22 protein-coding genes and 2 pseudogenes are annotated in these 23,989 nt (G+C 61.6%); 14 read left to right on the top strand and 10 right to left on the bottom strand.

Annotated elements, in window-relative coordinates; genetic code table 11:
- Nucleotides 1–121 precede the first annotated feature (121 nt).
- Nucleotides 122–1,435, bottom strand: a complete 1,314-nt coding sequence (locus OC71_RS22455; RefSeq protein ID WP_041073522.1) for a HAMP domain-containing sensor histidine kinase — start codon at nt 1,433–1,435, stop codon at nt 122–124.
- Nucleotides 1,432–2,172, bottom strand: coding sequence for a response regulator (locus OC71_RS22450; protein WP_041073520.1), 741 nt, complete (start codon nt 2,170–2,172; stop codon nt 1,432–1,434). The genes OC71_RS22455 and OC71_RS22450 overlap by 4 nt, the downstream gene beginning before the upstream one ends.
- Before the next feature lie 297 nt (nt 2,173–2,469).
- Here OC71_RS22450 and OC71_RS22445 point away from each other — a divergent pair, with 297 nt between their 5' ends.
- The 3 genes from OC71_RS22445 (at nt 2,470) to OC71_RS22435 (ending at nt 4,040) form a co-directional block, all read left to right on the top strand.
- Nucleotides 2,470–2,733, top strand: a complete 264-nt coding sequence (locus OC71_RS22445) for a DUF2790 domain-containing protein (RefSeq protein ID WP_041073518.1) — start codon at nt 2,470–2,472, stop codon at nt 2,731–2,733.
- Between the two features lie 191 nt (nt 2,734–2,924).
- A complete protein-coding gene (locus tag OC71_RS22440) occupies nt 2,925–3,197 on the top strand; it encodes a DUF4242 domain-containing protein (RefSeq protein WP_041073516.1) in 273 nt (90 codons plus the stop codon).
- Between the two features lie 30 nt (nt 3,198–3,227).
- Complete coding sequence (locus tag OC71_RS22435) at nt 3,228–4,040, top strand: class I SAM-dependent methyltransferase (protein ID WP_041073515.1); 813 nt, start codon at nt 3,228–3,230, stop codon at nt 4,038–4,040.
- A 137-nt stretch (nt 4,041–4,177) separates the two neighbouring features.
- Here the strand turns inward: OC71_RS22435 and pcsA are convergent, their stop codons facing one another.
- Nucleotides 4,178–4,900: a phosphatidylcholine synthase gene (pcsA, locus tag OC71_RS22430; protein WP_041073513.1), complete on the bottom strand. Its 723-nt coding sequence runs from the start codon at nt 4,898–4,900 to the stop codon at nt 4,178–4,180.
- A gap of 250 nt (nt 4,901–5,150) precedes the next feature.
- Here pcsA and OC71_RS22425 point away from each other — a divergent pair, with 250 nt between their 5' ends.
- Nucleotides 5,151–5,921, top strand: a complete 771-nt coding sequence (locus OC71_RS22425; RefSeq protein WP_041073561.1) for a tellurite resistance TerB family protein — start codon at nt 5,151–5,153, stop codon at nt 5,919–5,921.
- A 93-nt stretch (nt 5,922–6,014) separates the two neighbouring features.
- Here the strand turns inward: OC71_RS22425 and OC71_RS27215 are convergent.
- Nucleotides 6,015–6,469, bottom strand: a pseudogene (locus tag OC71_RS27215) (transposase).
- A 325-nt stretch (nt 6,470–6,794) separates the two neighbouring features.
- Here OC71_RS27215 and OC71_RS22420 point away from each other — a divergent pair.
- From OC71_RS22420 to ligD, 3 genes are read left to right on the top strand one after another with little or no spacing between them, the layout of a single operon-like run.
- The gene (locus OC71_RS22420; RefSeq protein ID WP_041073511.1) at nt 6,795–8,174 is read left to right on the top strand and encodes an iron-containing redox enzyme family protein; all 1,380 of its coding nucleotides are present in this window, start codon (nt 6,795–6,797) and stop codon (nt 8,172–8,174) included.
- 10 nt (nt 8,175–8,184) lie between these two features.
- On the top strand, nt 8,185–9,138 hold the full coding sequence (locus tag OC71_RS22415) for a class I SAM-dependent methyltransferase (RefSeq protein ID WP_041073509.1): 954 nt from the start codon (nt 8,185–8,187) through the stop codon (nt 9,136–9,138).
- 17 nt (nt 9,139–9,155) lie between these two features.
- The gene (gene ligD / locus OC71_RS22410; protein WP_041073507.1) at nt 9,156–11,741 is read left to right on the top strand and encodes a DNA ligase D; all 2,586 of its coding nucleotides are present in this window, start codon (nt 9,156–9,158) and stop codon (nt 11,739–11,741) included.
- Here ligD and OC71_RS22405 read toward each other — a convergent pair whose 3' ends face one another.
- Both OC71_RS22405 and OC71_RS22400 read right to left on the bottom strand, forming a co-directional pair.
- The gene (locus OC71_RS22405) at nt 11,742–12,164 is read right to left on the bottom strand and encodes a hypothetical protein (RefSeq protein WP_041073505.1); all 423 of its coding nucleotides are present in this window, start codon (nt 12,162–12,164) and stop codon (nt 11,742–11,744) included. It lies immediately after the preceding gene.
- A gap of 68 nt (nt 12,165–12,232) precedes the next feature.
- A complete protein-coding gene (locus OC71_RS22400) occupies nt 12,233–12,547 on the bottom strand; it encodes a DUF2388 domain-containing protein (protein ID WP_025111286.1) in 315 nt (104 codons plus the stop codon).
- A gap of 186 nt (nt 12,548–12,733) precedes the next feature.
- On the opposite strand from OC71_RS22400, the pseudogene OC71_RS28820 reads away from it, so the two are divergent.
- The 3 genes and pseudogenes from OC71_RS28820 to mqo form a co-directional block, all read left to right on the top strand.
- Nucleotides 12,734–13,492 (top strand): annotated as a pseudogene (locus OC71_RS28820) (MCP four helix bundle domain-containing protein); the annotation flags it as partial.
- Nucleotides 13,484–14,347: a methyl-accepting chemotaxis protein gene (locus OC71_RS28815; protein WP_371260450.1), complete on the top strand. Its 864-nt coding sequence runs from the start codon at nt 13,484–13,486 to the stop codon at nt 14,345–14,347. The pseudogene OC71_RS28820 and the gene OC71_RS28815, both read left to right, overlap by 9 nt.
- Nucleotides 14,348–14,739: 392 nt before the next feature.
- Nucleotides 14,740–16,383 carry a malate dehydrogenase (quinone) gene (mqo, locus tag OC71_RS22390; RefSeq protein ID WP_041073501.1) on the top strand — a complete coding sequence of 548 codons (1,644 nt, stop codon included), beginning with the start codon at nt 14,740–14,742 and terminating at the stop codon, nt 16,381–16,383.
- Between the two features lie 70 nt (nt 16,384–16,453).
- Here the strand turns inward: mqo and OC71_RS22385 are convergent, their stop codons facing one another.
- Nucleotides 16,454–16,885: a nuclear transport factor 2 family protein gene (locus tag OC71_RS22385; protein WP_041073499.1), complete on the bottom strand. Its 432-nt coding sequence runs from the start codon at nt 16,883–16,885 to the stop codon at nt 16,454–16,456.
- Nucleotides 16,886–17,402: 517 nt separating this feature from the next.
- Here OC71_RS22385 and OC71_RS22380 point away from each other — a divergent pair.
- Both OC71_RS22380 and OC71_RS22375 read left to right on the top strand, forming a co-directional pair.
- On the top strand, nt 17,403–18,614 hold the full coding sequence (locus OC71_RS22380; RefSeq protein ID WP_041073497.1) for a helix-turn-helix domain-containing protein: 1,212 nt from the start codon (nt 17,403–17,405) through the stop codon (nt 18,612–18,614).
- 31 nt (nt 18,615–18,645) lie between these two features.
- A complete protein-coding gene (locus OC71_RS22375) occupies nt 18,646–19,278 on the top strand; it encodes a PQQ-binding-like beta-propeller repeat protein (RefSeq protein ID WP_041073494.1) in 633 nt (210 codons plus the stop codon).
- Between the two features lie 130 nt (nt 19,279–19,408).
- Here the strand turns inward: OC71_RS22375 and OC71_RS22370 are convergent, their stop codons facing one another.
- Together OC71_RS22370 and OC71_RS22365 are read right to left on the bottom strand one after the other, a co-directional pair.
- The gene (locus tag OC71_RS22370) at nt 19,409–20,275 is read right to left on the bottom strand and encodes a CAP domain-containing protein (RefSeq protein ID WP_041073492.1); all 867 of its coding nucleotides are present in this window, start codon (nt 20,273–20,275) and stop codon (nt 19,409–19,411) included.
- A 174-nt stretch (nt 20,276–20,449) separates the two neighbouring features.
- On the bottom strand, nt 20,450–21,223 hold the full coding sequence (locus tag OC71_RS22365; protein WP_041073490.1) for an alpha/beta hydrolase: 774 nt from the start codon (nt 21,221–21,223) through the stop codon (nt 20,450–20,452).
- Between the two features lie 112 nt (nt 21,224–21,335).
- Here OC71_RS22365 and OC71_RS22360 point away from each other — a divergent pair, with 112 nt between their 5' ends.
- Nucleotides 21,336–22,295 carry an aldo/keto reductase gene (locus OC71_RS22360; RefSeq protein ID WP_177327928.1) on the top strand — a complete coding sequence of 320 codons (960 nt, stop codon included), beginning with the start codon at nt 21,336–21,338 and terminating at the stop codon, nt 22,293–22,295.
- Here the strand turns inward: OC71_RS22360 and OC71_RS22355 are convergent.
- Entirely contained in the window at nt 22,252–23,193 is a 942-nt protein-coding gene (locus OC71_RS22355) for a LysR family transcriptional regulator (protein ID WP_052510613.1), read from the bottom strand. The two genes, OC71_RS22360 and OC71_RS22355, sit on opposite strands and share 44 nt — an antisense overlap.
- 198 nt (nt 23,194–23,391) lie before the next feature.
- On the opposite strand from OC71_RS22355, the gene OC71_RS22350 reads away from it, so the two are divergent.
- Entirely contained in the window at nt 23,392–23,814 is a 423-nt protein-coding gene (locus OC71_RS22350) for a cupin domain-containing protein (RefSeq protein WP_041073486.1), read from the top strand.
- The last annotated feature ends 175 nt before the right edge of the window (nt 23,815–23,989 follow it).

Here is a 23,989-nt window from a genome sequence, read left to right as displayed (position 1 = left end):
AGTGCGACAACCCGGCGGCGCAGTCAGTGGATTGCGACAAAGGTGCAGGCATGGCGCAACAATGTGCACGTTAACCGTCAGTTACCTGTCGGCAGCGATTGAACAGAGGCCGTTGAACGGCTCAGGGCTGCAGCGGCAGCTTCAGCACGGCACACAGCCCTCCGCCCTCGCGATTGCTCAGGGTCAGCGAACCCCCGAGGGCCATGGCCAGTTGCTGGGCGATCGCCAGTCCCAGACCAGTACCGCCGGTATCACGATTACGCGAGTTTTCCACGCGATAGAACGGTTGCAGCACGTGCGCCAGTTCGGCGTCGGCGATGCCCGGGCCGCGATCCATGACGGTGATTGCGAGGCTATCCTTGTGGGCTTCGACCCAGACTTCGGCGGCACCGGCGAATTTCAACGCGTTGTCGGTCAGGTTCACCAGCACCCGCCGCAGGGCCTGGGGGCGGGTATCGATCACCGCCGCGCTCTTGCCGATCAGGCGTACATCCTTGCCCATGTCCTGGTAATCGAACACCAGGCTGTCGAGGAAGGCATCGAGGTCGGTGCGCCGGCTTTCTTCGGTCGAACCATGGATGCTGCGGGCGTAGGCCACGCCTTCGCGGACCAAGTGCTCCATTTCGCCGAGGTCGTGCCACAGTTTGTCTTTTTCCACTGAGTCGTCCATGAACTCGGCACGCAGCTTCATGCGGGTGATCGGGGTTTGCAGGTCGTGGGAAATCGCTGCCAGCAGTTGCATGCGCTCCTTCAGATACGCGGCGATGCGCGTCTGCATCGCGTTGAAGGCCCGCGCGGCGTGGGCTACTTCGATCGGGCCTTGCTCGTCGAGCATCACGGGATGGGCGTTGGGATCGAGGGTGTCCACGGCGTTGGCGAGGCGGGCGAGGGGGCGGATGGCAATGCGCACCGCCAGCCAGGTGCAGGCGATCAGCAACGCCAGTTGTCCGAGCAAAACCCCCGGCAGCCACGGCGACAAGGGCGGCATCGCCGGACGCACATCAATCGTCACCGGGCTGCCGTCGCTGAGTCTGACATGGGCCTGAAAGTGTTTTTGCTCCCCGGCAAACCGGGTGAAGCCCAGCGGGTGTGCACCGCCGAGCGCGGCGCTGATCGAGGTCACGGCCACCGGCACCTCGTCGGCCTCGGGGTCGAGCGGCGCACCGGATTCGCCGACACTCAACAGATAGTCGTAGTTGGTGCGGGACAGTTGCTTGAGCCAGGCGGGCCGTTCCTGCGCGGGCAAACGGTCGAGGATGGCGATCGACGTCGAGACGTCGTTTCGCATATTGCCCAGCATGGTGCTTCGGGCACTCTGGAAACGCTCGTAGTACTGCGCGCCAAACGACAGTGCCTGAGCGAGGATCAGCCCGACCAGAAAGATCAGCGACAAGCGTGACGCCAGCGTACGCGGCCACTGCAGCCTGAAACTCATGCCGAAGCCCCGAAAATTTCTACCGGCAGCGAGAACACATAACCCTCGCTGCGCACGGTCTTGATGTAAGCCGGTTCGCGCGCATCGTCGAGCAGACGCTGGCGCAGGCGGCTGACCAGCAGATCGATGGAACGATCAAACAGATCGGCCTCGCGCCCCTGGGTCAGGTTGAGCAACTGATCGCGGCTGAGCACCCGTTGCGGGTGATCGAGGAACACCCGCAGCAAGCGGTATTCGGCGCCGCTGAGCGCGACCAGCGTGCCGTCCTGGTCCAGTAAATGGCGGGCTGAGGTGTCCAGCTGCCAACGGCCGAAACCCAGCAGCCGACCGCTTTCGGTGACCACCAGGTTCGGCGGCAGCATCCGCGTGCGCCGCAGCACGGCGTTGATCCGCGCCAGCAGTTCGCGGGCAGCGAACGGTTTGGTCAGGTAATCGTCAGCGCCCATTTCCAGGCCGATGATGCGGTCGGTTTCATCGTTGCGCGCGGTGAGCATCAGCACCGGCGTGGCCTTGTGCTTGCCCACGCGCAACTCGCGGCACACCTGCAGACCATCGTCGCCGGGCATCATGATGTCGAGCACGATCAGGTCGACGGTGTTGGCTTCGAGAAAGCTGCGCATCTGTCGGCCATCGGCGACCACGGTGGTGCGCAGGCCGTTCTTTTTCAGGTAATTGCCAACCAGCTCGCGGATCTCGCGGTCGTCGTCGACGATGAGAATGTGATCGACATGTTCCATCGGTGCAGAACCTCTAATCAAAGGGCAATGCCATGCAGTCTATCGAGCCTGCGCCGGCTTGCCTGCCGGGGTTTGTATTGCAGTGTATCTGGCGCCATGACGGATACATACACACGCAAAAACGCGATTTTTTCAGGGTTTTGTATCGCTGTGTATCTCCGGGTGGCGCAGATACATAGCGCGTCATAACGGGCATTTCCAGACACAGACGTGATACCTCAGGCGCCTGAAATAGGCTCCATCGAGGCGCACCCAGCTTGCCTCGGCTCAACCCATCCACGCCTTGAGGTAACCGCCATGACCCGCACATCCGTGATCGCCGCCTGCCTGTTCGCCGCCCTGAACATCTGCACCCTGTCGGCCCGTGCCGAAGCCGATATTACCCCGCACACCTACACCTACGGCACGCACCTGGACGTGCAGAAAGTGCTGTCGATGACCCAGGACACCTCAGTGACCTGCGGCATTGTCGATGCGCGCATGACCTACCTCGATTCGGCAGGCAAAACCCAAGTGCTGGATTACCGTAAATTCGCCGATGGCTGCAACAACGAAAATTGATTGCTCCTCGCCATCCCGAGCAGTCTCGACAGTGTTTCGGAGGCTTTACAAAAAACCGCCATTCATCGGCCCAGCCCTTGTTTTACGTGCTCTTCGGACGATTGGCACGGACGCCATCGACCCTCGGCGCGATAGTGACCAGGCAGGGCCACTGCCGACCCTGTCCTTGATAAAAAGAACGCGAGGTTGCCATGCCGAAATTCGTGATTGAACGCGAGATTCCAGGGGCCGGAAAGCTGTCGGAGCAAGCACTCAAAGCCGTGTCGCAAACCTCCTGCCAAGTGTTGCGTGAACTCGGGCCGCAAGTGCAGTGGCTGCAGAGTTATGTCACGGCCGACAAAATCTACTGCGTGTACATCGCCCCGGACGAGGAGCAGGTACGCGAGCACGCCAGGCTGGGCGGCTTCCCGGCCAACAGCGTGGCACGGGTCATGACGGTCATTGACCCGACCACGGCTGAATGAAGTTCTCCAACCTGCTGCGGAGCACGATTGATGAGTACGCCCATTGATCTGACGGGTCTGAAGGAGCGCCAGAAAGTCGCCTGGGCCAGCGGCGATTACGCGGTGATCGGCACCACCTTGCAGATCGTCGGCGAAAACCTCGCCGAGGCTTGCGACCTGCGCTGCGATGAAGAGGTGCTGGATGTCGCCGCCGGCAACGGCAATGCGACCCTGGCGGCAGCGCGGCGTGGCTGCCAGGTGACCTCGACCGACTATGTCGCGGCGCTGCTCGAACGTGGGCAGGATCGGGCACGAGCCGAGCATCTGGAGGTGATTTTTCAGGTCGCCGATGCCGAAACGTTGCCGTTCGCTGACGAGAGTTACGACGCGGTGTTGTCGACCTTCGGCGTGATGTTTGCCCCGGATCAGGCGACTGCGGCGGCGGAACTGGCGCGGGTCTGCCGGCGTGGCGGGCGCATCGGTCTGGCGAACTGGACCCCGGAAGGGTTCGTTGGCCAGATGTTCAAGGTTCTCGGCCGTCACGTGCCGCCGCCCGCCGTGGCGCAGCCACCGTCAAACTGGGGCACCGAAGCGTGGTTGCACAGCCACTTCGATGAACGTGAATTTCTGCTGCAGGTCACCCGCCGCACGTTCAACTTCCGTTATCGCTCGGCAGCGCATTTCATCGACATCTTCCGTCACTGGTACGGGCCGGTGCACAAGGCTTTCGCGGCATTGCCGCCGGAAAGCGGTCAGGCGCTGGAGAGTGATCTGGCGGACTTGCTCAACCGCTCGAATCGGGCGGGAGCCGCTTCGCTGGTGGTGCCGAGCGAGTATCTGGAGGTGGTGATCACCAAACGCTGAATGGCGGAACAATGCCAATCCCTGTGGGAGCTGGCTTGCCAGCGATGGCGGCCGTCCTGTCAAAACGATGTCGACTGACAGTACGAAATCGCTGGCAAGCCAGCTCCCACAGGTATTCGTGTTTGGCAGGTCTGGCGCTATTTCAGGTGTGCCCCATCAACCCACTCCAGCGCCGTACGCCAGATGCAGATCCCCAGAAAGTACGCCGACATCAGCAGCCACAACCCCATTACCAGCGGATTGATCACCGGATGATTGAGCACCAGCGACAGGCTGCACAACAGCCAGATTGCCGTTACCGCGATGTTGATCGGCATGAACCGGCGCACACGGAACGGGTGCAGGAACTTCATGCGGGTGACGGTCAGCAGCGCCAGGCCAATGATGGTCAGGAAAGTGATCCACGGTCCCGGGCCAATGATGTACAGGCACAGGGCAACCACGTTCCACGCGGCGGGGAAACCGACAAAATAGTTGTCCTTGCTTTTCATGTTGACGTTGCAGAAGCAGAACAGCGACGACACCAGAATCAGCGATACACTCAGCAGCAGGGTGTAGTCGGGCAGGGGGATGTAGCGGTAGATGAACAGCGCAGGGATAAACACGTAGGTCAGGTAGTCGATCACCAGATCGAGGATCGAACCGTCAAAACTCGGCAGCACCGATTGCACATTGACCTTGCGCGCGAGCGCCCCGTCGAGACCGTCGACGATCAATGCCACGCCCAGCCACATCAGGCAATGGGTCGGCTGGTTCTCCAGCAGGGCGAGGGTCGCGAGAAAGGCAGTGACCACGCCGGTCGCGGTAAAACCATGGGCGCCCCATGCTTTGAGCCTGGCGATGTGTACGGTCGATATCACAGGGGCGTTCTCCAGAAAAATGAAGCAAGCCGGGTATCACCCTTGAGCAAAGGGCGCCGGCAAACCGGGTCGGGGTTGCAGCTATCGACCGGTTTGGCCGGGATAAGGTTCACCACTGTTGAATCTTAGCTGGCCGCTCGAAAAATACCTCGGCGAAAACCGCCGGTGTCAGCCAGACGGTGCTGGCGCGATGGCTGCGCCGGTCTATCGTTGCCTGACGCAGTGAATGCCAATGCCTGAGGACGACATCATGAACACCAGCGATTTGCTCGAACAACTGCTGCGAGGCCAGGCCTCGGCGGGACAACAACGTGCTGACTCGGCCGGTAATCCGGACGGACTCGGCGGACTGGGCGGCTTGCTCGGTGGTCTGTTGGGTGGCGGTGCAGGCCCCGGCGGCAGTGCGGCGCAGTCCGGTGGGCTGGGCGGTCTGGGCGGTTTGCTCGGTGGTCTGCTCGGCGGCGGTAGCGGTGGTGGCTTGGGCGGCGCGTTGGGTGGGGCACTGGGTGGCGGTACGCAAAGCCGCTCCGGTGGTAACAATTATGCGGCGCTGGCGTCGCTGGGGATGATGGCGTTCCAGGCGTATCAGGCCTGGCAACGCAGTCAGGCCTCAGCGGCACCGCAACAGATCCCGCCAACCGCCAACCTGCTGGCCGGGCCCGAAGTCGAGGAACACAGTCATGCCGTACTGCGGGCGCTGATCGCCGCAGCCAAGGCCGACGGTGAGATCGATACCCGGGAACAACAGATGATCAACAGTGAAATCAGCAAGCACACCGACGATCCGCAATTGCAGCAGTGGTTCGAAAGCGAAATTGCCAAACCACTGGATGCGAACGAAGTCGCCGAGGCCGCCAACGGCGACCCGGCCATGGCCGCCGAAATGTACCTGGTCAGCGTGATACTGGTGGACGATCAGCAAGACGCCGAACGCAACTATCTGGATGAACTGGCCGCCGCCCTGCAGATCGACCCGCAATTGCAGGTGCACCTGGAACAGCAGGCCAAGGGGCAGGGCTGAAGCAAAAGTCAAAAGATCGCAGCCTTCGGCAGCTCCTACAGGGGAAAAGCGCTCCAAATGTAGGAGCTGCCGAAGGCTGCGATCTGTTGATCTTCAGAGCCAGATTGCGTCCCATAGCGGGTAATCACCCAAACGCTTTACCAGACCGGCCCGCAATGGATTCATGACAATGTAGCGGGCAGCGGCTTTAAGATCTTCATCGCGACGCAGAGCTCGGTCGTAATAGCCGCGTTGCCACACCGGCTCCGAATTGCCTCGCAGCAGGTTGACCGACTACTGCGCGATTTGACACGGCACATTAATTGCGCCAAAGAGCCTTGTTTTAATTCGACCAGCCAATGGAGGTGGTCCGGCATCACAACCCAGGCAAGCGAATGAACCATTCCCGCTTGATCGGCGGCCCGCATCTGCCCTACCAATAGTCGTCCTGCTCTCCAATCCGAAAAAACCGGTCGGCGTTGCTCAACCACCGCTGTCAGCAAATAAACTCGCCCAACCTCCGAATAGCGTCCCTTGCGTAAACCGCAGGCTTTTGCAGCTTCAGGCATTCCTTTGCCCTCCGTAACCATCGTCCTTGAACACTAGCGCTCCCGAAACACTCCGCTCGGCCAAGCCTTTACACGATGTAAATGTAGGAGCTGCCGAAGGCTGCGATCTTTTGATCTTGATCGTAAAAGACAAAATCAAAAGATCGCAGCCTTCGGCAGCTCCTACAGTGACCCGACCAAGTGATCAAGTGAAAGAGAATTGGCGCTGATCGCCGTCCGTCAGGGCGTTTTTCATGTTGATTGAATTTTTCTCCGTAGCGGTTGCTCTGCTGCTGTAGAGGCGTGAAACAACGCCCTGACCGGCCAACCGAGTGAGAACACTGACATGACTGCCCTGACCCCTCTGCATGCGCCGAGTGCGCAGCAACAGCCCATCACTGCCGACGGTGACCTGCGGCGTATTTATGAGGCATTGCTGCTTGAGGATGCGCCTGACACCCTCGCGCAGGATTTTCTCGCCGAGCAGTTGCAGCGCGCCGCGCTGCTGCCCGAAGCGCTGCCGCAGGATCCGTCGGCGTGGCAGGAGTGGGTCGCCGGGCACTGCACCGAGGTTGCCCGGCAGTACGCCGATTACCTGCAACAGCGTCAGGCCGGCGGACCGCGCCAGTTCTTCAGCAACAAGGCTCACGGGTTGTACTTTCTACAAGCCGTGGCACCGACCAAACTGGTCGATGGCGCGTGGCTGTACGGCTTGTTGGCGCAATGGCGCGACCCGCGTTTTGATGGCTTGCTGTGTACCTATCTGGAAGAACTCGGCGACGGCAATCCTGCGCAAAACCATGTGGTGATCTACCGCAAACTGCTCGCTGAACACGGTTTGCAGGATGCCAGCGCCATCACCGATGAGCGCTACCTGCAAGGTGCGTTGCAACTGGCACTCGGTGCCTGCGGTGAAGCTTGTTTGCCGGAGGTGATCGGTTACAACCTCGGCTACGAACAATTGCCGCTGCACCTGTTGATCAGTGCCTACGAACTCAGCGAGTTGGGCATCGATCCGTACTATTTCACCCTGCACGTGACCATCGATAACGCCAGCACCGGTCATGCGCAAAAAGCTGTGCAGGCGGTGCTCGACCTGCTGCCGCTGGAAGCGGATCGCAGCGAGTTTCTGCGCCGGGTATCGCTGGGCTATCGACTCAACGACCTGGGGCAGGGCAGCCGCGCCATCATCGAGGGTTTCGACCTGGAACAGGAAGTGCTGGCGATGCTCGAGCGCAAGCGTCCGTTCGGTCAGCACATGCATTCCGACTACTGCCGCTTCGATGGCAAAACCGTCAATCAGTGGCTGGCCACGCCCGAGCAACTGCCCGGGTTTCTGCAGGTGATGCAGGACAAGGGCTGGATCAAGCGCAATCAAGATCCGCAGGTCAGCCGTTTCTGGCAGTTGATCGATGGCGACGGTGCGGCGATGTTCGGCGTGTTCAGTCCTTATGAAAAGCAACTGCTGCACGACTGGATTGCCGGCGACTGGACATCCTCGGAGAAGAATCCGACGCCAAGACGCAGCCGTCAGGTCGCCACCCCGGACGCCGCGGTGCCAGAACACGATCCCGATGTGCAGCGTCTGACCTCCTCGCTACAAGGCCAGGACGGTCACGGCCAGATGGCAACACTGATCCCATGGCTGTCACCCGCCCGCCATGCCCACCCGGCGGGTTTGCTGGCGACGCGCCGTTTTATCGAACTCAAATCCAGTCTGCGCTAAGGAACTCTCCATGAATCAGGAAGAACATTTGTCTGCCGACGACCTCACGCTGCTGCAACTCGGTCGACGCTTGCAGGCCGACGGTTATCGTTTCATCACGCCGACGCCTTTGACCCATCAGCGGGTCAACCAGCGGGACGAGGGGCAGGTGGCCGATACCTTGCGTGATGTCTTCGGCTGGTCGCGCCCGTTCGAACCGGGGTTGTTGTCCGCCGACGAGCAGCGGCAGTTGCAAGAGGCGCAAGTGATTGACGCCTACGACGGCCGCTTGAAAAGCCGGGTGCGCTGGTCGAGTCTGGATGACCTGTTGTTTGTGCATTCGGGCTTTCCCACCGATGCCGCCGATTCGGTGTTTTTCGGTCCGGACACCTACCGTTTCGCGCAGCTGATTCACGCGCATCTGCAGCAGAGCTTTGCACCGATCCAGCGTGCGGTGGATATCGGATGCGGGGCGGGCGTCGGCGCGATTCTGATTGCCCGCGCGCGGCGCGAAGCGCAAGTGCTGGCGGTGGATATCAACCCCGCCGCGCTGCGCCTGACCGCAATCAACGCGGCATTGGCCGAGGTCGCCAACGTCGAGGTGCAGGCCAGCGATGTGTTGCAGGGTACCGACGGCCACTTCGACCTGATCGTCGCCAACCCGCCGTACATGGCCGATCCCGCCGGGCGCGCCTACCGAAATGGTGGAGGTTCACTCGGGGCCGGGTTGTCGCTGCGCATCGTCGAACAGGCGCTCAATCGGCTGGCGCCCGGTGGCTCGTTACTGCTGTACACCGGCGTGGCCATGGTCGATGGCCGTGATCCGTTTTTCGACACCGTGGTGCCACGCCTGGATTCGGCGCGATTCGCTTGGACCTATCGCGAACTGGATCCCGACGTGTTCGGTGAAGAATTGTTGAATCCCGGTTACCAGCGTGTAGACCGGATCGCCGTGGTCACGCTGACCGTGACCCGCATTGGCTGACACAAGGCAGGTGCGCCATGAGCAGGAACCTCGATGACTACAACCGCATGCGCGATTTTTCGGCGACCTCGGAGCCCGCCGCCATCAAGCGTCGTGGCCGCAGCAAGGCGACTGAACATGCGCTGCAGTTCTGCATCCAGAAGCACGACGCTTCGCATCTGCATTATGACTTTCGCCTCGAACTCGATGGCGCGCTGAAGAGCTGGGCGGTGCCCAAGGGGCCGTCGCTCGACCCCAAGGTCAAACGCCTGGCGGTGCACGTCGAAGATCACCCGCTGGATTACGCGACGTTCGAGGGCAGCATTCCCGAAGGGCATTACGGCGCCGGCGATGTGATCGTCTGGGATCGTGGCGTGTGGATTCCACAGGAAGACCCGGCCAAGGCTTACGCCAAGGGCAAACTCAAATTCGAACTGCAAGGCGAGAAGCTGTCCGGCCTCTGGAATCTGGTGCGCACCCACATGCCTGGCAAGAAGGAAAACTGGTTTCTGATCAAACATCAGGACAGCGCTGCGCGCCCGCAAGACGATTACGATGTGCTCAGCGCCGAGCCGCACAGCGTGCTCAGCGAGCGCACCTTGATCAGTAAGCCCAAGCTCGCCGCCGAGCAAGCCAAACCGGTGAAGAAGGCCCCGGCCAAACCGCACAAAACGGTGTCCGCTACGCTCACTGGTGCGCGCAAGGCCAAACTGCCGGCGCAACTCAAGCCGGAACTGGCGACGCTGGTCGACAGCGCCCCCGAAGGGCAGTGGAGTTACGAGATCAAGTTCGACGGCTACCGGATCCTGGCGCGCATCGATCACGGCGAGGTGCAGCTGTTTACCCGCAATGGCCATGACTGGACGCACAAACTGCCACAACAGGCGCAGGCTCTGGCCAAGCTGGGCCTGGAATCGGCGTGGCTGGACGGCGAAATGGTGGTCGCTGACGAACACGGTGTGCCGGACTTCCAGGCGCTGCAGAATGCGTTCGAAGCTGGAAGCAGCGGCAACATCCTCTATTACCTGTTTGACTTGCCCTACCTCAACGGGGTCGACCTGCGCGAGGTGCCGGTCGAGGAGCGCCGCGCGGCGTTGTCCACGGTACTCGGAGGGCACGAGCAGCCCTTGCTGCGCTTTTCCGAAGCCTTCGACGAAACCCCGGATGCGCTGCTCAACAGCGCCTGCCAGATGCAAATGGAAGGACTGATCGGCAAGCGCCTGGGTTCGCCTTACGTATCGCGGCGCAGCAGCGACTGGATCAAGCTCAAGTGCAAGCATCGTCAGGAATTCGTGGTTGTCGGCTATACCGATCCGAAGGGCGCGCGCAGTGCCTTCGGCGCCTTGCTGCTGGGCTTGCATGACCGCGACAGTGGCGAATTGCGTTACGCCGGCAAGGTCGGCACCGGGTTCAACGACACCACCCTGAAAAGCATCCTTGCCCAACTCAAGCCGTTGCAGGTGAAGAAGGCTGCCGTGGTCAACCCGCCAAGCGGCTTCGACGCCAAGGGTGTGCACTGGCTCAAACCGAATCTGTTGGCGGAAGTGGCATTCGCCGAAATGACCAAGGACGGCTCGGTGCGCCATGCCGTGTTCCATGGTCTGCGCAATGACAAACCGGCGAAGGCAATTACCGAGGAGCGCGCGAAACCCGTGAAGACTTCAGCGAAAGCCACCCCATCGAAAAAGGCTGCACCGGCAAAGAAAAAGGCTGAAGCAGCACCGTCACAGCTGGGCCTCGCCAGCGGCAAGGTGCGCATCACCCACCCCGACCGGGTAATCGATGCGGTCAGTGGCACCACCAAGATGCAACTGGCCGAGTATTACGCCAGCGTCGCCGAGTGGATCCTGCCGCAGCTCAAGGATCGTCCAGTGGCATTGGTGCGTGCGCCGGACGGTATCGCCGGCGAACTGTTCTTCCAGAAAAACGCCGAGCGTCTGGCGATTCCCGGCATCACCACGCTGGACAAGGAGGTCACCGGTCAACCGGTGATGTTGATCAACAATGCCGAAGCCTTGATCGGCGCCGTGCAGATGAGCACGGTCGAGCTGCACACCTGGAACGCCACCACCATTGATCTGGACAAGCCTGACCGCTTTGTCCTCGATCTTGACCCGGATCCCGCGCTCCCATGGAAAAGCATGGTCGAAGCCACTGCGCTGACCCTGACCGTGCTCGATGAACTGGGGCTCAAGGCGTTTCTCAAGACCAGCGGTGGCAAAGGCATTCACCTGGTGGTGCCATTGACCCGCAAGCACGGTTGGGACGAGGTCAAGGATTTCAGCCATGCGATCGTCAGTCATATGGCGAATTTGTTGCCGGAACGGTTTTCCGCGGTGTCCGGGCCGAAAAATCGGGTGGGGCGAATCTTCATCGATTACCTGCGCAACGGTCTGGGTGCCACCACCATTTGTGCCTACGCGGCGCGCACCCGCGAGGGGCTGCCGGTGTCGGTGCCGCTGTTTCGCGAAGAGGTGGCGCAGATCAAGGGTGGCAATCAGTGGAACATCAGCAATGTCCATGAGCGCCTGAACGAGGTCGGCGACGCGCCGTGGGCCGACATGAAGAAAACCCGCCAGAGCATCACTGCAGAGATGCGCAAGCGGGTTGGCCTGAAAAGATGATCAGGTGTCGCGCAGCAAGTCGTGGGCGTTGAGGAGTTCGAAAGCGATTTCAGGGTGGTTGCTCAGGCCTCGACGAATGGCCGCCGGAATCGCTTTGCGCGTCTTGCGGCACAGCCCCGGCAGCGCTTCGATCTGAATCTCGATGCCGAGCATGGTGCGCACTTCATGAAAGCCCGGCGCAACTTCAACTCGCAGGCCCAACTGTTCGTGCATGCGATCTTGCAGATGGCGCAGGTCGGCGAGGTCTTTGAGTTGTTCCAGGCGGGCGAGCAGGATTTTTTCCTGCTCGCGAGTCAGGCGCAGGATGCGCAGATCGCTGCCGGGATTTTCCAGCAACGATTCGCGCCCGCAATCGCAGGCGCCGGGCGGGCAGGGTGAGCGCAAAGGCGCAGGCGGCGCAAGAGTCGTCATGGCCTCCATCATAGAGGCCGTCGGACTGTTTTGCCTATGTGCCTTCAGCTGCCATCCATCGGCCGCTGCCTCCGTGACAACTACTGATTCAGGCCTTCGTAATGCACCAGAATCGCGTTGGCAAGGTCTTCATCGCTGGCGTTGAGACCGGGGTTGTCGTGCCGGACCTGTTGCAGCACCGATTCCAGATAAACCCCTCGTATGGCACCGCCGCTGGCCACGAACGCTGACAGGTCATCGCGCGCCGGGATCACCATTTTGTGATCCTTGAAGGTCGAGTAAAGCGACGCGGAAACACCCGCCGAGGTGGCGACATCGCCGGCATCGACACGGGCCAGAGCCGAGCCGACCGGGAGGCACAGCAGGAGAGAAGAAACGAGCACTAACTTGCGCATGACGGTGTTCCTCCACAAGCGCGAAGCAAAAAGGAAGACTACATAATCTCAGAGGTGCGACCTCTGCCGGAGTTCCGTTCAAACACGCGGATACTTGCTGAAACGCTCTGAAGCGGCACATCTGCACAAATAAGCTTAACTGAACTTCTGACAGGTGCATTCGGCGCGCCTCAGGAGGAACCCACCGTGTCGATCAAATTGCGTTTGCTGTTGCTGATAGCAACCAGCCTGCTGACGGCGCTGATCGTGAGTCTGGTCAGCTATGTGGGGAATACGCGGATGTCCGCGGCGGTTGGCGACAACGCGGTGAGCATGACTGCGCTGCGCAATCACATGGAAGCCGACATGATGCACGATGCACTGCGGGCTGACGTGTACTCGGCGATGCTGGTGGGCCTGGGCAAAAGTACCGGCACGGCCGCTGAAGTGCGGGATTCGATCAACGAGCACGCGAGCCATTTTCGCGAAGTGCTGGATGAAAACCTCAAACTGCCGGTCAACCCGACAATCAAGACCGCGCTCGAACAGATCAAGCCCAGCCTGGACACCTACATCGAGGCGGCCGAGCGCATTGTCGGCCTGGCACTGGACAACCCGGACAGCGCGCAACGGGAGCTCGGTACGTTCAATACCGCCTTCACTCAGCTTGAAGAGCAGATGGCCGCGCTCAGTGAGCTGATTGAAAGCAATACCCGGGACACCAGCAAAGCCACCGACAGCGCCATTCGAAATGCCAATATCGCCCTCGGCGTGGTGCTGCTCGCCAGCCTGTTGCTATTGCTGGCGCAAGGGCGTTGGGTGACCCGCAGCATCATGGGGCCGCTGAAGTCCGCCAACCACATCGCTCAAAGCATTGCGCATGGCAACCTCAGCGAGCCGATCAGCGAACCGGCCGGCAAGGATGAAGCCAGCACACTGATCCGCAGCCTGGCGACCATGCAGCGCGATCTGCGCGACATGATCGACGTGGTGCGCCGCAACGCGCATGGCGTCAGCGGCATGAGCGAGCAGTTGAGCCACGGCTGCCATCAGGTCGCCGACAGCAGTCAGCAGCAAAGCGCCGCCGCCGGCACCATGGCCGCTGCCGCGAGCCAGATGACCGCCAGCATCGAGGAAATCACCCGCCACGCCGAACGCGCACTGGGCATGGCCAATCAGGCCGAGTCGCTGGCCAAGAGCGGCGGACAGGTGATCCATCAGGTGGTCAGCGACATGGACGACATCGCCCGCTCGGCGCAGCAGTCGGCACAGGTGATCCGCACGCTGGATCAGGAATCCGAAGGCATCTTCAACATCATTCAGGTGATCAAGAGCATCGCCGACCAGACCAACCTGCTGGCACTCAACGCCGCCATCGAGGCGGCGCGGGCTGGCGAGCAGGGCCGGGGCTTTGCCGTGGTCGCCGACGAAGTGCGCAGTCTGGCCGCGCGTACCAGCGCTTCAACCCAGGAAATCGCGGCGATGGTCGCGCGCATCCAGAACAGTACCCGCGAAGCGGTCAGCAGCATGGAGGCCGGCGTGGCTCAGGTCGACAAAGGCATGGCGGTCACGGCTGAAGTCGAGCGGGCGATCCGCGAGATCCTCGACGCCACCCTCAGCACCACGCAACTGGTCAATGACATCACCCGCACCATCGGCGAGCAAAGCCAGGCCAGCAACGAAATTGCCCATCAGGTGGAAATGATCGCCGGGATGTCCGAGGGCAACAGCAAGGTCATCGGGCAGACGGCCAACACCACCGATGAACTGTCGAGTCTGGCGGGGGCGCTGGCGTTGTCGGTGGACCGGTTTCGGTTGTAGGGCCGCTATCGCGAGCAGGTTTGCGGATCATGTTCAGCCCAAACCGGCCGATAACGCCCAGAGCGGAAAAAGACTCTCAAGTCGGGAACAGACGCGCGGGTTTGCCCTGACGTGATATTCTTCGCGCCAACTTGGTTTGACCTTATTCGGTTTGCCTGCCTTTGGGGGCGGGCTGACGGAATCCCTGTCGCTCAAGTAGCTGAAGCCAATAATGATAAAAAGTCAGTTCAGAAGGGACATTAACTGAGGTCGATGCGGTACGTCGGCCTTGTGTGCCCACCCGTCAACATTGCAGTGTGAAGGTGCCCGCGACCCTGGCCTGAGTGTCGCGACAAAGGCCCTCATACCCACAACAGCGACGGGCGGAAGGCGTTTTATCATAGGTGCAACGGATGTTTAAGAAAGTGAACACAGCCTTGCTCGGGCTGGCTTTGGCGATGGGGATGTCGTCCGCCAATGCTGCAGAAGCAAAGAAAGTCGACGTTCTGCTGATCGGCGGCGGCATCATGAGCACCACCCTGGGTGTGTGGATCAATGAGCTGGAGCCAAGCTGGTCGATGGAAATGGTCGAGCGCCTCGATGGCGTCGCCCTGGAAAGCTCCAACGGCTGGAACAACGCCGGTACCGGTCACTCGGCCCTGGCTGAGCTGAACTACACCCCGGAAGACGACAAAGGCAACGTGACGATCCCGAAAGCCGTCGAGATCAACGAAGCGTTCCAGGTTTCCCGTCAGTTCTGGGCCTGGCAGGTTCAGCAAGGCGTTCTGAAGAACCCTCGCTCGTTCATCAACACCACGCCGCACATGAGCTTCGTGTGGGGTGACGACAACATCAAGTTCCTGAAAAAGCGCTACGAAGCCCTGCAGGCGAGCCCGCTGTTCGCCGGCATGCAGTACTCCGAAGACCCGGCTGTGATCAAGAAGTGGGTCCCGCTGATGATGGAAGGGCGTGACCCGAACCAGAAAATCGCGGCCACCTGGAGCCCGCTGGGCACCGACATGAACTTCGGCGAAATCACCCGCCAGTTCGCCGGTTACCTGCAGACCAAGCCTAACTTCGACCTGAAGCTGTCGAGTGAAGTCGAAGACATCACCAAGAACGCCGACGGCACCTGGCGCGTCAGCTACAAAAACCTGAAAGACGGCACCAAAACCGAAACCGACGCCAAGTTCGTGTTCATCGGTGCCGGTGGTGGCGCTCTGCACCTGCTGCAGAAGTCGGGCATTCCTGAAGCCAAGGAATATGCTGGCTTCCCGGTAGGCGGCTCGTTCCTGGTGACCGATAACCCGGCCATCGCCGAGCAGCACCTGGCCAAGGCCTACGGTAAAGCTTCGGTTGGCGCACCGCCGATGTCGGTTCCGCACCTGGACACCCGTGTTCTGGACGGCAAGCGCGTCATCCTGTTTGGCCCATTCGCGACCTTCAGCACCAAGTTCCTCAAAGAAGGCTCGTACCTGGACCTGCTGACCAGCACCACCACCCACAACATCTGGCCAATGACCAAGGTCGGCATCAAGGAATACCCGCTGGTCGAGTACCTGGCCGGTCAACTGATGCTGTCGGATGAAGACCGTCTGAACGCGCTGAAGGAATACTTCCCGAACGCCAAAGCCGAAGACTGGCGCCTGTGGCAAGCCGGCCAACGCGTGCAGATCATCAAGCGTGATGAAGCCGCTGGCGGCGTGCTGAAACTGGGCACCGAAATCGTTGCTGCACAAGACGGCTCCATCGCCGGCCTGCTGGGCGCATCGCCAGGCGCGTCGACCGCTGCACCGATCATGCTGAGCGTGCTGCAGAAAGTCTTCAAAGACAAAGTCGCCACCCCTGAGTGGCAGGCCAAGCTGCACCAGATCGTGCCAAGCTACGGCACCCAGCTGAACAACGATCCGGCCAAAGTGGCACAAGAGTGGGCGTACACCGCCAAGATCCTCGAACTGCCAACGCCTCCGGTGATCGGTCAGGCTGCTCCGGCTGCACCTGCAGCTGAGAAAGCTGAAGCGCCGAAGGAAAATGCTGCACGTGACATGGCGCTGTAACTAGACGCCAGATACGCAAAAGCCCACTGAATCGGTAATGGTCAGTGGGCTTTTTTTGTGGCGCCTGATCCTACTGTGGTTTCGCGCTTGCCAGATACGCACCAAGCCGCCGCCCCATCTCTTCGCCGAGGGCCTGCAACCCACTCAACGGCCGCACCATCACCTCGAACTCGATAATTTTCCCGCTCTCATCGAAGCGAATCATGTCGATCCCCTTCAACTCTTTCGTCCCCACCTTGGCACTGAATTCCAGCACCACATTCAAACCATCGGCAGTCGCCAGTTCACGGTGGTATTTGAAATCTTCAAACACGTTGAGCACGGTGTTGAGGATCATCGTCACCACAGGCGCGCCTGGGTAGGGCGAGTGGGCCATGGGCGAGCGGAACAGCGCATTCGGATCAAGCAGCTCGGGCAAGGCCTTGAGGTTGCCGGTGCGGATCATCTCGTGCCAGCGCTTCAAGGATTCGGCGGCGTTGGGGTGCAGGTTCAGTTCGGACATTGACCACTCCTGGAATTGTTGTTGTTTTTCGCGCGACGGCAATCACTCTAGTTCAAAGCGGCGTGCCCTCGAATCTTTGTGTGCCGGTCTGAATATCACGCCATGTCCGGAACAGATCAGTTTGGTATCTGATCCGTATTTTTCTGTTGGATCTGCCTCTGTAACCGGCTCAGTCAGGCGCTCAGAATAGCCCGGCAATCCGGTCACCCGCGGCAGCCCTTCATCCCGAAGCGCCCGGTGCACCGCAAGCTCAACATTAAGGAGAGCAGCATGAACAAGATGGCGATTTTCCTCGGTGGTTTTCTGACGTTGACCATTCTGATCGGAATGCTTGCGACGATTTCCCCGGTCTGACCCCGGCAGCGCTCCACCAGACTCCAGCGCCCTTTCTTATCGAAGGGCGTGACTGTTTCTACTGCGTTGTCATTTCTCGCATCACACCATACTGGTGTCCGTCCGCTAACTGGACTAAACCGGGATATCCAGTCCCGGAAATGTTCACTGTGCCTGATCTGTCATGGACTCGTTGATCAACGCTGCCGGCCGTGCGCTCGCGGTGGGTGATCCGCTGGCCGCGTTGAAGCTCGTCGCCCTGCGTGAAGACCCGCCTGCGCTGGCGCTGCGTGGCATCGCCATGGCTCAGCTCGGTGATGTGTCCCGAGCCAAGGCGCTGCTGCAGCGGGCGGTCAAGGCGTTCGGCGCCAACGAGCCGTTGTCCCGAGCGCGCTGCGTCGTGGCCGAGGCCGAAGTGGCGCTGGCGACGCGGGATCTGGGCTGGCCGGTTAAAGCGCTGGAGGCGGCGCGGCAGCTCTTGCTCGATCACGGCGATCACCTGAACGCTGCGCATGCCCGCTATTTGCAAATCCGCCGGCTGTTGCTGATCGGCCAGCTCGATGAGGCGCAGGCGTTGCTCGCCGCACTTGATCCCACCGCGTTGCCCCCGCCGTTGCGGGCCGCTCATGGATTGATGACGGCCGGTATTGCGCTGCGTCAGGTGCAGGCGCACACAGCGCGGGCGGCGCTGGAACTTGCGCAACGGGCGGCGCAGCAAGCGGCTATTCCAGCGCTGACCGCAGAGACCGAACAGGCCCTGCAAATGCTCGATGCACCTGCGGCGCAACTGATTGTGTCTGGCCGGTCTCAGACCGTGACGCTCGCGCAGGTTGAAGCGTTGTTCGCCTCGCCGGCGCTGGTGGTCGATGCGTGTCGCTACAGCGTGCGCGGCGCGGGGATGACCGTGGCCCTGGCGACGCGTCCGGTGCTGTTCGGTCTGCTGCGGATGCTGGCTCAGGCGTGGCCGGCAGATGTGTCGAGAGAGGCGCTGATCGCTCAGGCGTTTCGCTTGAAACTAAGCGACGAATCCCATCGCGCACGCCTGCGGGTGGAGATCGGTCGCCTGCGTTCGGCGTTGCAGCCACTGGCGCGGATCATCGCGACGGCGCGCGGTTTTGCCTTGGTCGCCGACGATGTGGCGTTGCTCACTTTGCCGGTCGAGGACAAGTACGCGACACTGCTGGCCTTGCTCGCCGATGGCGAAGCCTGGTCGAGTTCGGCGCTGGCGTTGGCGTTGGGCTGCAGTCAGCGGCAAGTGCAGCGCTCACTGGAAGCACTGGCGCAGGCGGATAAAGTGCAAGGGTTCGGCGTGGGTCGTGCGCGGCGCTGGACCACGCCGCCGTTGCCGGGTTTCGCGACGATCTTGTTACTCCCGGTGTCGTTGGGCAATGGCTAGGCTGGACACTCCTACCAACGAGGAAGGCAGCATGAAACAGGCAAACGCAGAAATCCTTCGTGAGTACGGCCCGTTCGACGGCGTCGAACGTGTCCACGGCGTAACCTTCGACGGCCAGCACGTGTGGTTCGCCAGTGACGGCCAGCTCAATGCGCTGGACCCGGCCAGCGGCAAAACCGTGCGCACGCTCAAGGTCGGTGCCGACGCTGGCACCGCGTTCGACGGCCAGTACTTGTTCCAGATTGCCGACAGCCGCATCCAGAAAATCGACCCGACCACCGGCCGTGTGCTGAACACCGTGCCGGCGCCCGGCGGCGGCAACGATTCGGGGATGGCCTGGGCCGAAGGCTCGCTGTGGATCGGCCAGTATCGCGAGCGCAAGATCTATCAGGTCGATCCGGAGACCGGCGCGGTCTTGCGCACGCTGGCGTCAGACCGCTTTGTCACCGGGGTCACCTGGGTCGACGGCGCGTTATGGCATGGCACCTGGGAAGGCGATGAAAGTGAACTGCGCCGGGTCGACCCGCAAGATGGCGAGGTCCTGGAGCGTTTGAAGATGCCTGCGGGGACAGGCGTTTCCGGGCTGGAAGCGGATGACGGCGAGCGCTTTTACTGCGGTGGCGGGGGGAGTGGGCGGCTGCGGGCGGTGCGGCGGCCCAAGTGATGGAGGGTGCCTGTTCTGGCCCTTCGCGAGCAGGCTCGCTCCCACATGGGTTCAGCCTCAACCGGGCAAAATGTGAGAGCGAGCCTGCTCGCGAAGGGGCTAGTAGCTTCACTGAAAATCTCTCAGTGAATCAAGGCGCACCAAACACCATCGTCCAGTAAACCCCTTCATCACTGCGCGCCTCACTGGCAAAACCCGCGCCGACCTGGGTGAACATCGGGTTCATCAGGTTGGCACAATGCCCGGGACTGGCCAGCCATCCGGCCATCGCCTTGCCCGGTGAACTCTGGCCGGCGGCGATGTTTTCGCCGATCTGCCGCCCCCGATAACCTGCCGCCCGGGCGCGATCGGCCGGCATGTCGCCGTCTGGATCACGGTGGGCGAAGTAGTTGCCGTAGGCCATGGCCTTGCTATGCCCTTGCGCGGCGGCTCCCAGCGCCGGGTTCCAGCTGAGCGGGCGAGCGGCGGCGAAGCGCTGGCGTCCGCACATCCGTGGGCGTGCACGGGCGGCGTTGACCTCGGCGAGCAACGCTTTGCCGACGCTGCGGTTGTCGCCGACGCGACTGTCGAGCACCGGCTGAGCCAGCACCACTTGCCATTCACCGCGGGCGCGGCTGACGCCGATGTCGGCGTACTGGGCGTCGAGCAGGGCGGTGCAGTGGCTGTCTTGCAGCTGTTCGAAGGCTTCCTCGGCATCCCCGGCACCGACGATGCGGATGCTGCGCACCGCCACCGCCGAATATCCCGAAGACTTCAATCTTTCGCGCAAGCCACCGCCGTAGCCATAGCCGATCGGCAACGCCAGATTCGACTTCAGCGACAGTGGCGCCAGGCGCTGGGCAGGGCGACGTTCGCAGCGTTGCGGATGGGCGCGATAATCGTTGATGGCGGCCACCAGTTGCCGCTCTTCGCTGGCGTGGGCGGTCTCGGTGAACAGTGGGGCAAGGATCAGCAGGCACAGCGAAACGAAGCGTGATGAGCGAACGACATGGCGCATGGGACGGCAGACTCAGGGGAAAGGACAGTGCTGAAGTGGGCAGCCGCGGAATGCGGCGCCACTAGGACTGGGCTTTTTGCACTTGGTTCATGCTGGCAAACTGGCTTTTTTGCTGGGTGTGAAGGGGGGGGATCCTGGATTTTGTGTTGTCCGCACTGGCGCAATAATCGGCTATCAGCGATCAAGCACTGCCTGCATCCACTGCAGATACTGCGCCCGCTCGGAAATCGAGTTGTGCCCCGAATCCGGCACGACCCTGAGCGTCGCCACGCCTTCAGGGAAACTCTGCAGCAACCGCTGCGTGCTGTCCCGTGGAATCACTTCATCATCGCTGGCTGCCAGCAGCAGGGTCGGCACTTGAATGTGCGCGGCATAGCGGCCCGACTCGAAGCGATCCTTCAGCAGCCATTTCACCGGAAACCACGGGTATTGGCGCACGGCGATTTCTTCGAGGCTGTTGTACGGCGTCACCAGAATCAATGTCTGCGCCGGGCGCTGACTCGCCAGCCGCACCGCCACTCCGGAACCCAGGCTGCGCCCGACCACGGCAATCTGCGGATGGCTGGCGTAGACCCGGTCAAACAGCGCCAGCGCATCTTCGGCAATCGCTTCCTCCGAGGGGGAACCGCCGCTGCCGCCAAAGCCCCGGTAGTTCAGCAGATACACCGCGTAATCGGGAAACGCTGCGCTGAATGAAGGCAGGTTACGCGACACGTCCTCGGCATTCCCGCCGAAGTAGATCAGCGCGTTCGGACCCGCCTGTTCGCGAACGGTTATCCAGACATCGGCATCCGGCATCGCCAGTTTCAGCCGTGAATCTGCCGTGGTCACGGCACTGCCAGGCTGGGGGAAATAGATCAGCGAACGCTGAAACACGAACAAGGCCCCGCACAGCAAAACGTAGAGGGCGATGAGCAAAGCGACGACTGACATCAGAATTCTGGACATTCGGCTAACTTTAACGGGACGCGGGTGTTCGCTGTCGCAGTGTAGTCCAGCGCAGTGGAGGGCCAGCCGTCGCACACAACGTGCAACAGATTCACGCAGCAGGGGAACCAGCATGAGCCACACTGAGGGTTGCTCACGTCGCCGATTGCTCACGCTGGCTGCCGGGGTTTCGGCGGTCCTGACCTTTGACCGGGCGTTGGCCACTGCCATTACGCCGACTGCCACTTCGCCGAACCAGGCAGGAGACCAGACCATGCAGACCCGCGCCATCCCTTCCAGCGCCGAACGACTGCCCGTGGTGGGCCTAGGCACTTATCGTAGCTTCGACGTTGCGCCCGGCGAGACCGCCTATAAACAACTGCCGGCAGTGCTCGACGAGCTGTTCAGAAAGGGTGGCACGCTGATCGACAGCTCACCGATGTATGGCCGCGCCGAGCAGACCACTGGCGAACTGCTGGCGATCCATGAACCGCGTTCGCCGGCCTTTCTCGCCACCAAGGTCTGGACGCGCGGGCGCAAGGAAGGTATCGCGCAGATGGAGCAATCCTTCCGTCTGCTGCGCACCGAACGCATCGACCTGATGCAGATCCACAACCTGCTGGACTGGCAAACTCATCTGCCGACTCTGCGCGAGTGGAAAACCGAGGGGCGTATCCGCTACATCGGCATCACCCATTACACGCCCTCGGCTTACGACGAAGTCGAAGCAGTACTCAAGGCTGAGTCACTCGATTTTCTGCAAATCAATTACGCCCTCGATGACCGTGGCGTGGAAAAACGCATTCTGCCGTTGTGCCGCGAGCGCGGGGTCGCGGTGATCTGCAACCGTCCGTTTGGCGGTGGCGGGTTGCTCGAGCGGCTCAAGGGCAGGCCGCTGCCGGCGTGGGTGTCGGACGTGCAGGTCAACAGTTGGCCGCAACTGGCGCTGAAGTTTTTGCTGTCGCACCCGGCGGTGACCTGCGTGATTCCCGGCACCGGCAATCCGCGCTACATGACCGACAACGCCGGCGCCGGGTTCGGGCCGATGCTCACCGATGCGCAGCGGCATCAGTTGATTGCACTGCTGGGATAGCTGCTTGCCCGCGATACCGCAGCGCCTCGACCAGCAACGCAAACGCCGGCGCCGCCTGCCGTCGACTCGGGTAATACAGGTGATAACCGGCAAACGTCGGACACCAGTCGGCCAGCACTTGCAGCAGACGCCCGTCGGCCAGATAGGGCGCGACGATGTTTTCCGGAATGTAGCTCAGGCCAAAACCGTCGAGTGCAGCGTCGAGCAGCGGATACACGCCATTGAGGGTGACTTGCCCGGAAACCCGCACCTTGAGGCTTTCGCCGTCCTTCTCGAACTCCCAGGTGTACAGCCCGCCGTTGGTGGGCAGGCGCAGGTTGTTACAGGCATGGGCGGTCAGGTCTCGCGGTGTTTGTGGCTGTTCACGCTTGGCGAAGTAAGCAGGCGCGCCGACCACCGCCATGCGCATGTCCGGGCCGATGCGGGTGGCAATCATGCCTTGCGCGACATCTTCGCCCAGCCGCACGCCGGCGTCGAAGCCTTGCCCGGCGATGTCAACGAAACCGTAGTCGCAGATCACCTCGACGGCGATGTCCGGGTATTGGGGCAGGAATTCCTTGAGCACCGGACGCAACAGCCAATTCAGCGAATGGTCGGTGGCACTGATGCGGATCCGGCCTGCGGGCGTCTCGCGCAGGTTGCTCAGGGCCGCCAGTTCCTGCTCGATCTCTTCGAAGCGCGGGCCGATGGTCTGCAGCAGATGTTCGCCAGCCTCGGTGGGCGAGACGCTGCGGGTGGTGCGCGTCAGCAAACGCAGGCCAAGGCGCGCTTCGAGGGCGCGAATGGTATGGCTGAGCGCCGATTGTGAAACGCCCAGTCTGGCCGCGGCTTTGGTGAAACTGCGCTCGCGGGCCACAGCGAGGAAGGCGAGCAGGTCACTGGCGTTTTCACGAAGCATTGATGAGTGTCCTGCATAAGTTTTTTCGAATTCTAGTCGATTATCTGAAGAGTACGGCTCGCTAAAGTGACGCAAGTTCCCTGTAGGAGCTGCCGCAGGCTGCGATCTTTTGATGTTGTTTTTGAAAATCAAAGATCAAAAGATCGCAGCCGGCAGCAGCTCCTACAGGGAGGTCTCTTTCAGATTTGGAGTCTTGTGATGAATGCACATATCTCAGGCGTTACCGTCACCCCCAACGGCTCGCAACCGTCGGCCAAAGGCCCGACGGACTGGTTCACTGGCACCGTGCGCGTGGACGCACCGTTCAAGGGCAGCGATGCGGCGCGCGTCAGCGGCGCCACGGTGACTTTCGAGCCGGGCGCACGCACCGCGTGGCATACCCATCCGTTGGGTCAGACGCTGATCGTCACCGCCGGTTCAGGTTTTGTGCAGGAGTGGGGGCAACCGGTTCGCGAGATCCGCCCCGGTGATACCGTGTGGATCGCGCCGCAGGTGAAGCACTGGCATGGCGCCGCGCCGACCACGGCGATGACGCACATTGCGATTGCCGAGGTGCTGGACGGTGCTGTGGTGGAGTGGATGGAACAGGTGAGTGCTGAGCAGTATTTGCGATCCGAGTGACGCGGCTCCCTCACCCCAGCCCTCTCCCGGAGGGAGAGGGGGCCGATTGGGGGATGTCTGTGAGCACTACGCTGAGTCCATAATCGACACGACCTCTCATTTCGGCGCATCCCATAAGACAACTCGGTCAGTCCCCTCTCCCTTTGGGAGAGGGTTAGGGTGAGGGGCTTTTCCA

Origin of the sequence: Pseudomonas sp. W15Feb9B (assembly GCF_000828175.1) — a bacterium.
Taxonomy (GTDB): domain Bacteria; phylum Pseudomonadota; class Gammaproteobacteria; order Pseudomonadales; family Pseudomonadaceae; genus Aquipseudomonas; species Aquipseudomonas parakoreensis.
This window is presented reverse-complemented; position numbering and strand designations above follow the sequence as displayed.

Bases quoted from the DNA above. Each gene is read 5' to 3' on its own strand.
- OC71_RS22455 (WP_041073522.1), bottom strand. From the start codon at position 1,435: ATGAGTTTCAGGCTGCAGTGGCCGCGTACGCTGGCGTCACGCTTGTCG.
- OC71_RS22450 (WP_041073520.1), bottom strand. From the start codon at position 2,172: ATGGAACATGTCGATCACATTCTCATCGTCGACGACGACCGCGAGATC.
- OC71_RS22445 (WP_041073518.1), top strand. From the start codon at position 2,470: ATGACCCGCACATCCGTGATCGCCGCCTGCCTGTTCGCCGCCCTGAAC.
- OC71_RS22440 (WP_041073516.1), top strand. From the start codon at position 2,925: ATGCCGAAATTCGTGATTGAACGCGAGATTCCAGGGGCCGGAAAGCTG.
- OC71_RS22435 (WP_041073515.1), top strand. From the start codon at position 3,228: ATGAGTACGCCCATTGATCTGACGGGTCTGAAGGAGCGCCAGAAAGTC.
- OC71_RS22425 (WP_041073561.1), top strand. From the start codon at position 5,151: ATGAACACCAGCGATTTGCTCGAACAACTGCTGCGAGGCCAGGCCTCG.
- OC71_RS22420 (WP_041073511.1), top strand. From the start codon at position 6,795: ATGACTGCCCTGACCCCTCTGCATGCGCCGAGTGCGCAGCAACAGCCC.
- OC71_RS22415 (WP_041073509.1), top strand. From the start codon at position 8,185: ATGAATCAGGAAGAACATTTGTCTGCCGACGACCTCACGCTGCTGCAA.
- ligD (WP_041073507.1), top strand. From the start codon at position 9,156: ATGAGCAGGAACCTCGATGACTACAACCGCATGCGCGATTTTTCGGCG.
- OC71_RS22405 (WP_041073505.1), bottom strand. From the start codon at position 12,164: ATGATGGAGGCCATGACGACTCTTGCGCCGCCTGCGCCTTTGCGCTCA.
- OC71_RS22400 (WP_025111286.1), bottom strand. From the start codon at position 12,547: ATGCGCAAGTTAGTGCTCGTTTCTTCTCTCCTGCTGTGCCTCCCGGTC.
- OC71_RS28815 (WP_371260450.1), top strand. From the start codon at position 13,484: ATGCAGCGCGATCTGCGCGACATGATCGACGTGGTGCGCCGCAACGCG.
- mqo (WP_041073501.1), top strand. From the start codon at position 14,740: ATGTTTAAGAAAGTGAACACAGCCTTGCTCGGGCTGGCTTTGGCGATG.
- OC71_RS22385 (WP_041073499.1), bottom strand. From the start codon at position 16,885: ATGTCCGAACTGAACCTGCACCCCAACGCCGCCGAATCCTTGAAGCGC.
- OC71_RS22380 (WP_041073497.1), top strand. From the start codon at position 17,403: ATGGACTCGTTGATCAACGCTGCCGGCCGTGCGCTCGCGGTGGGTGAT.
- OC71_RS22375 (WP_041073494.1), top strand. From the start codon at position 18,646: ATGAAACAGGCAAACGCAGAAATCCTTCGTGAGTACGGCCCGTTCGAC.
- OC71_RS22370 (WP_041073492.1), bottom strand. From the start codon at position 20,275: ATGCGCCATGTCGTTCGCTCATCACGCTTCGTTTCGCTGTGCCTGCTG.
- OC71_RS22365 (WP_041073490.1), bottom strand. From the start codon at position 21,223: ATGTCCAGAATTCTGATGTCAGTCGTCGCTTTGCTCATCGCCCTCTAC.
- OC71_RS22360 (WP_177327928.1), top strand. From the start codon at position 21,336: ATGAGCCACACTGAGGGTTGCTCACGTCGCCGATTGCTCACGCTGGCT.
- OC71_RS22355 (WP_052510613.1), bottom strand. From the start codon at position 23,193: ATGCTTCGTGAAAACGCCAGTGACCTGCTCGCCTTCCTCGCTGTGGCC.
- OC71_RS22350 (WP_041073486.1), top strand. From the start codon at position 23,392: ATGAATGCACATATCTCAGGCGTTACCGTCACCCCCAACGGCTCGCAA.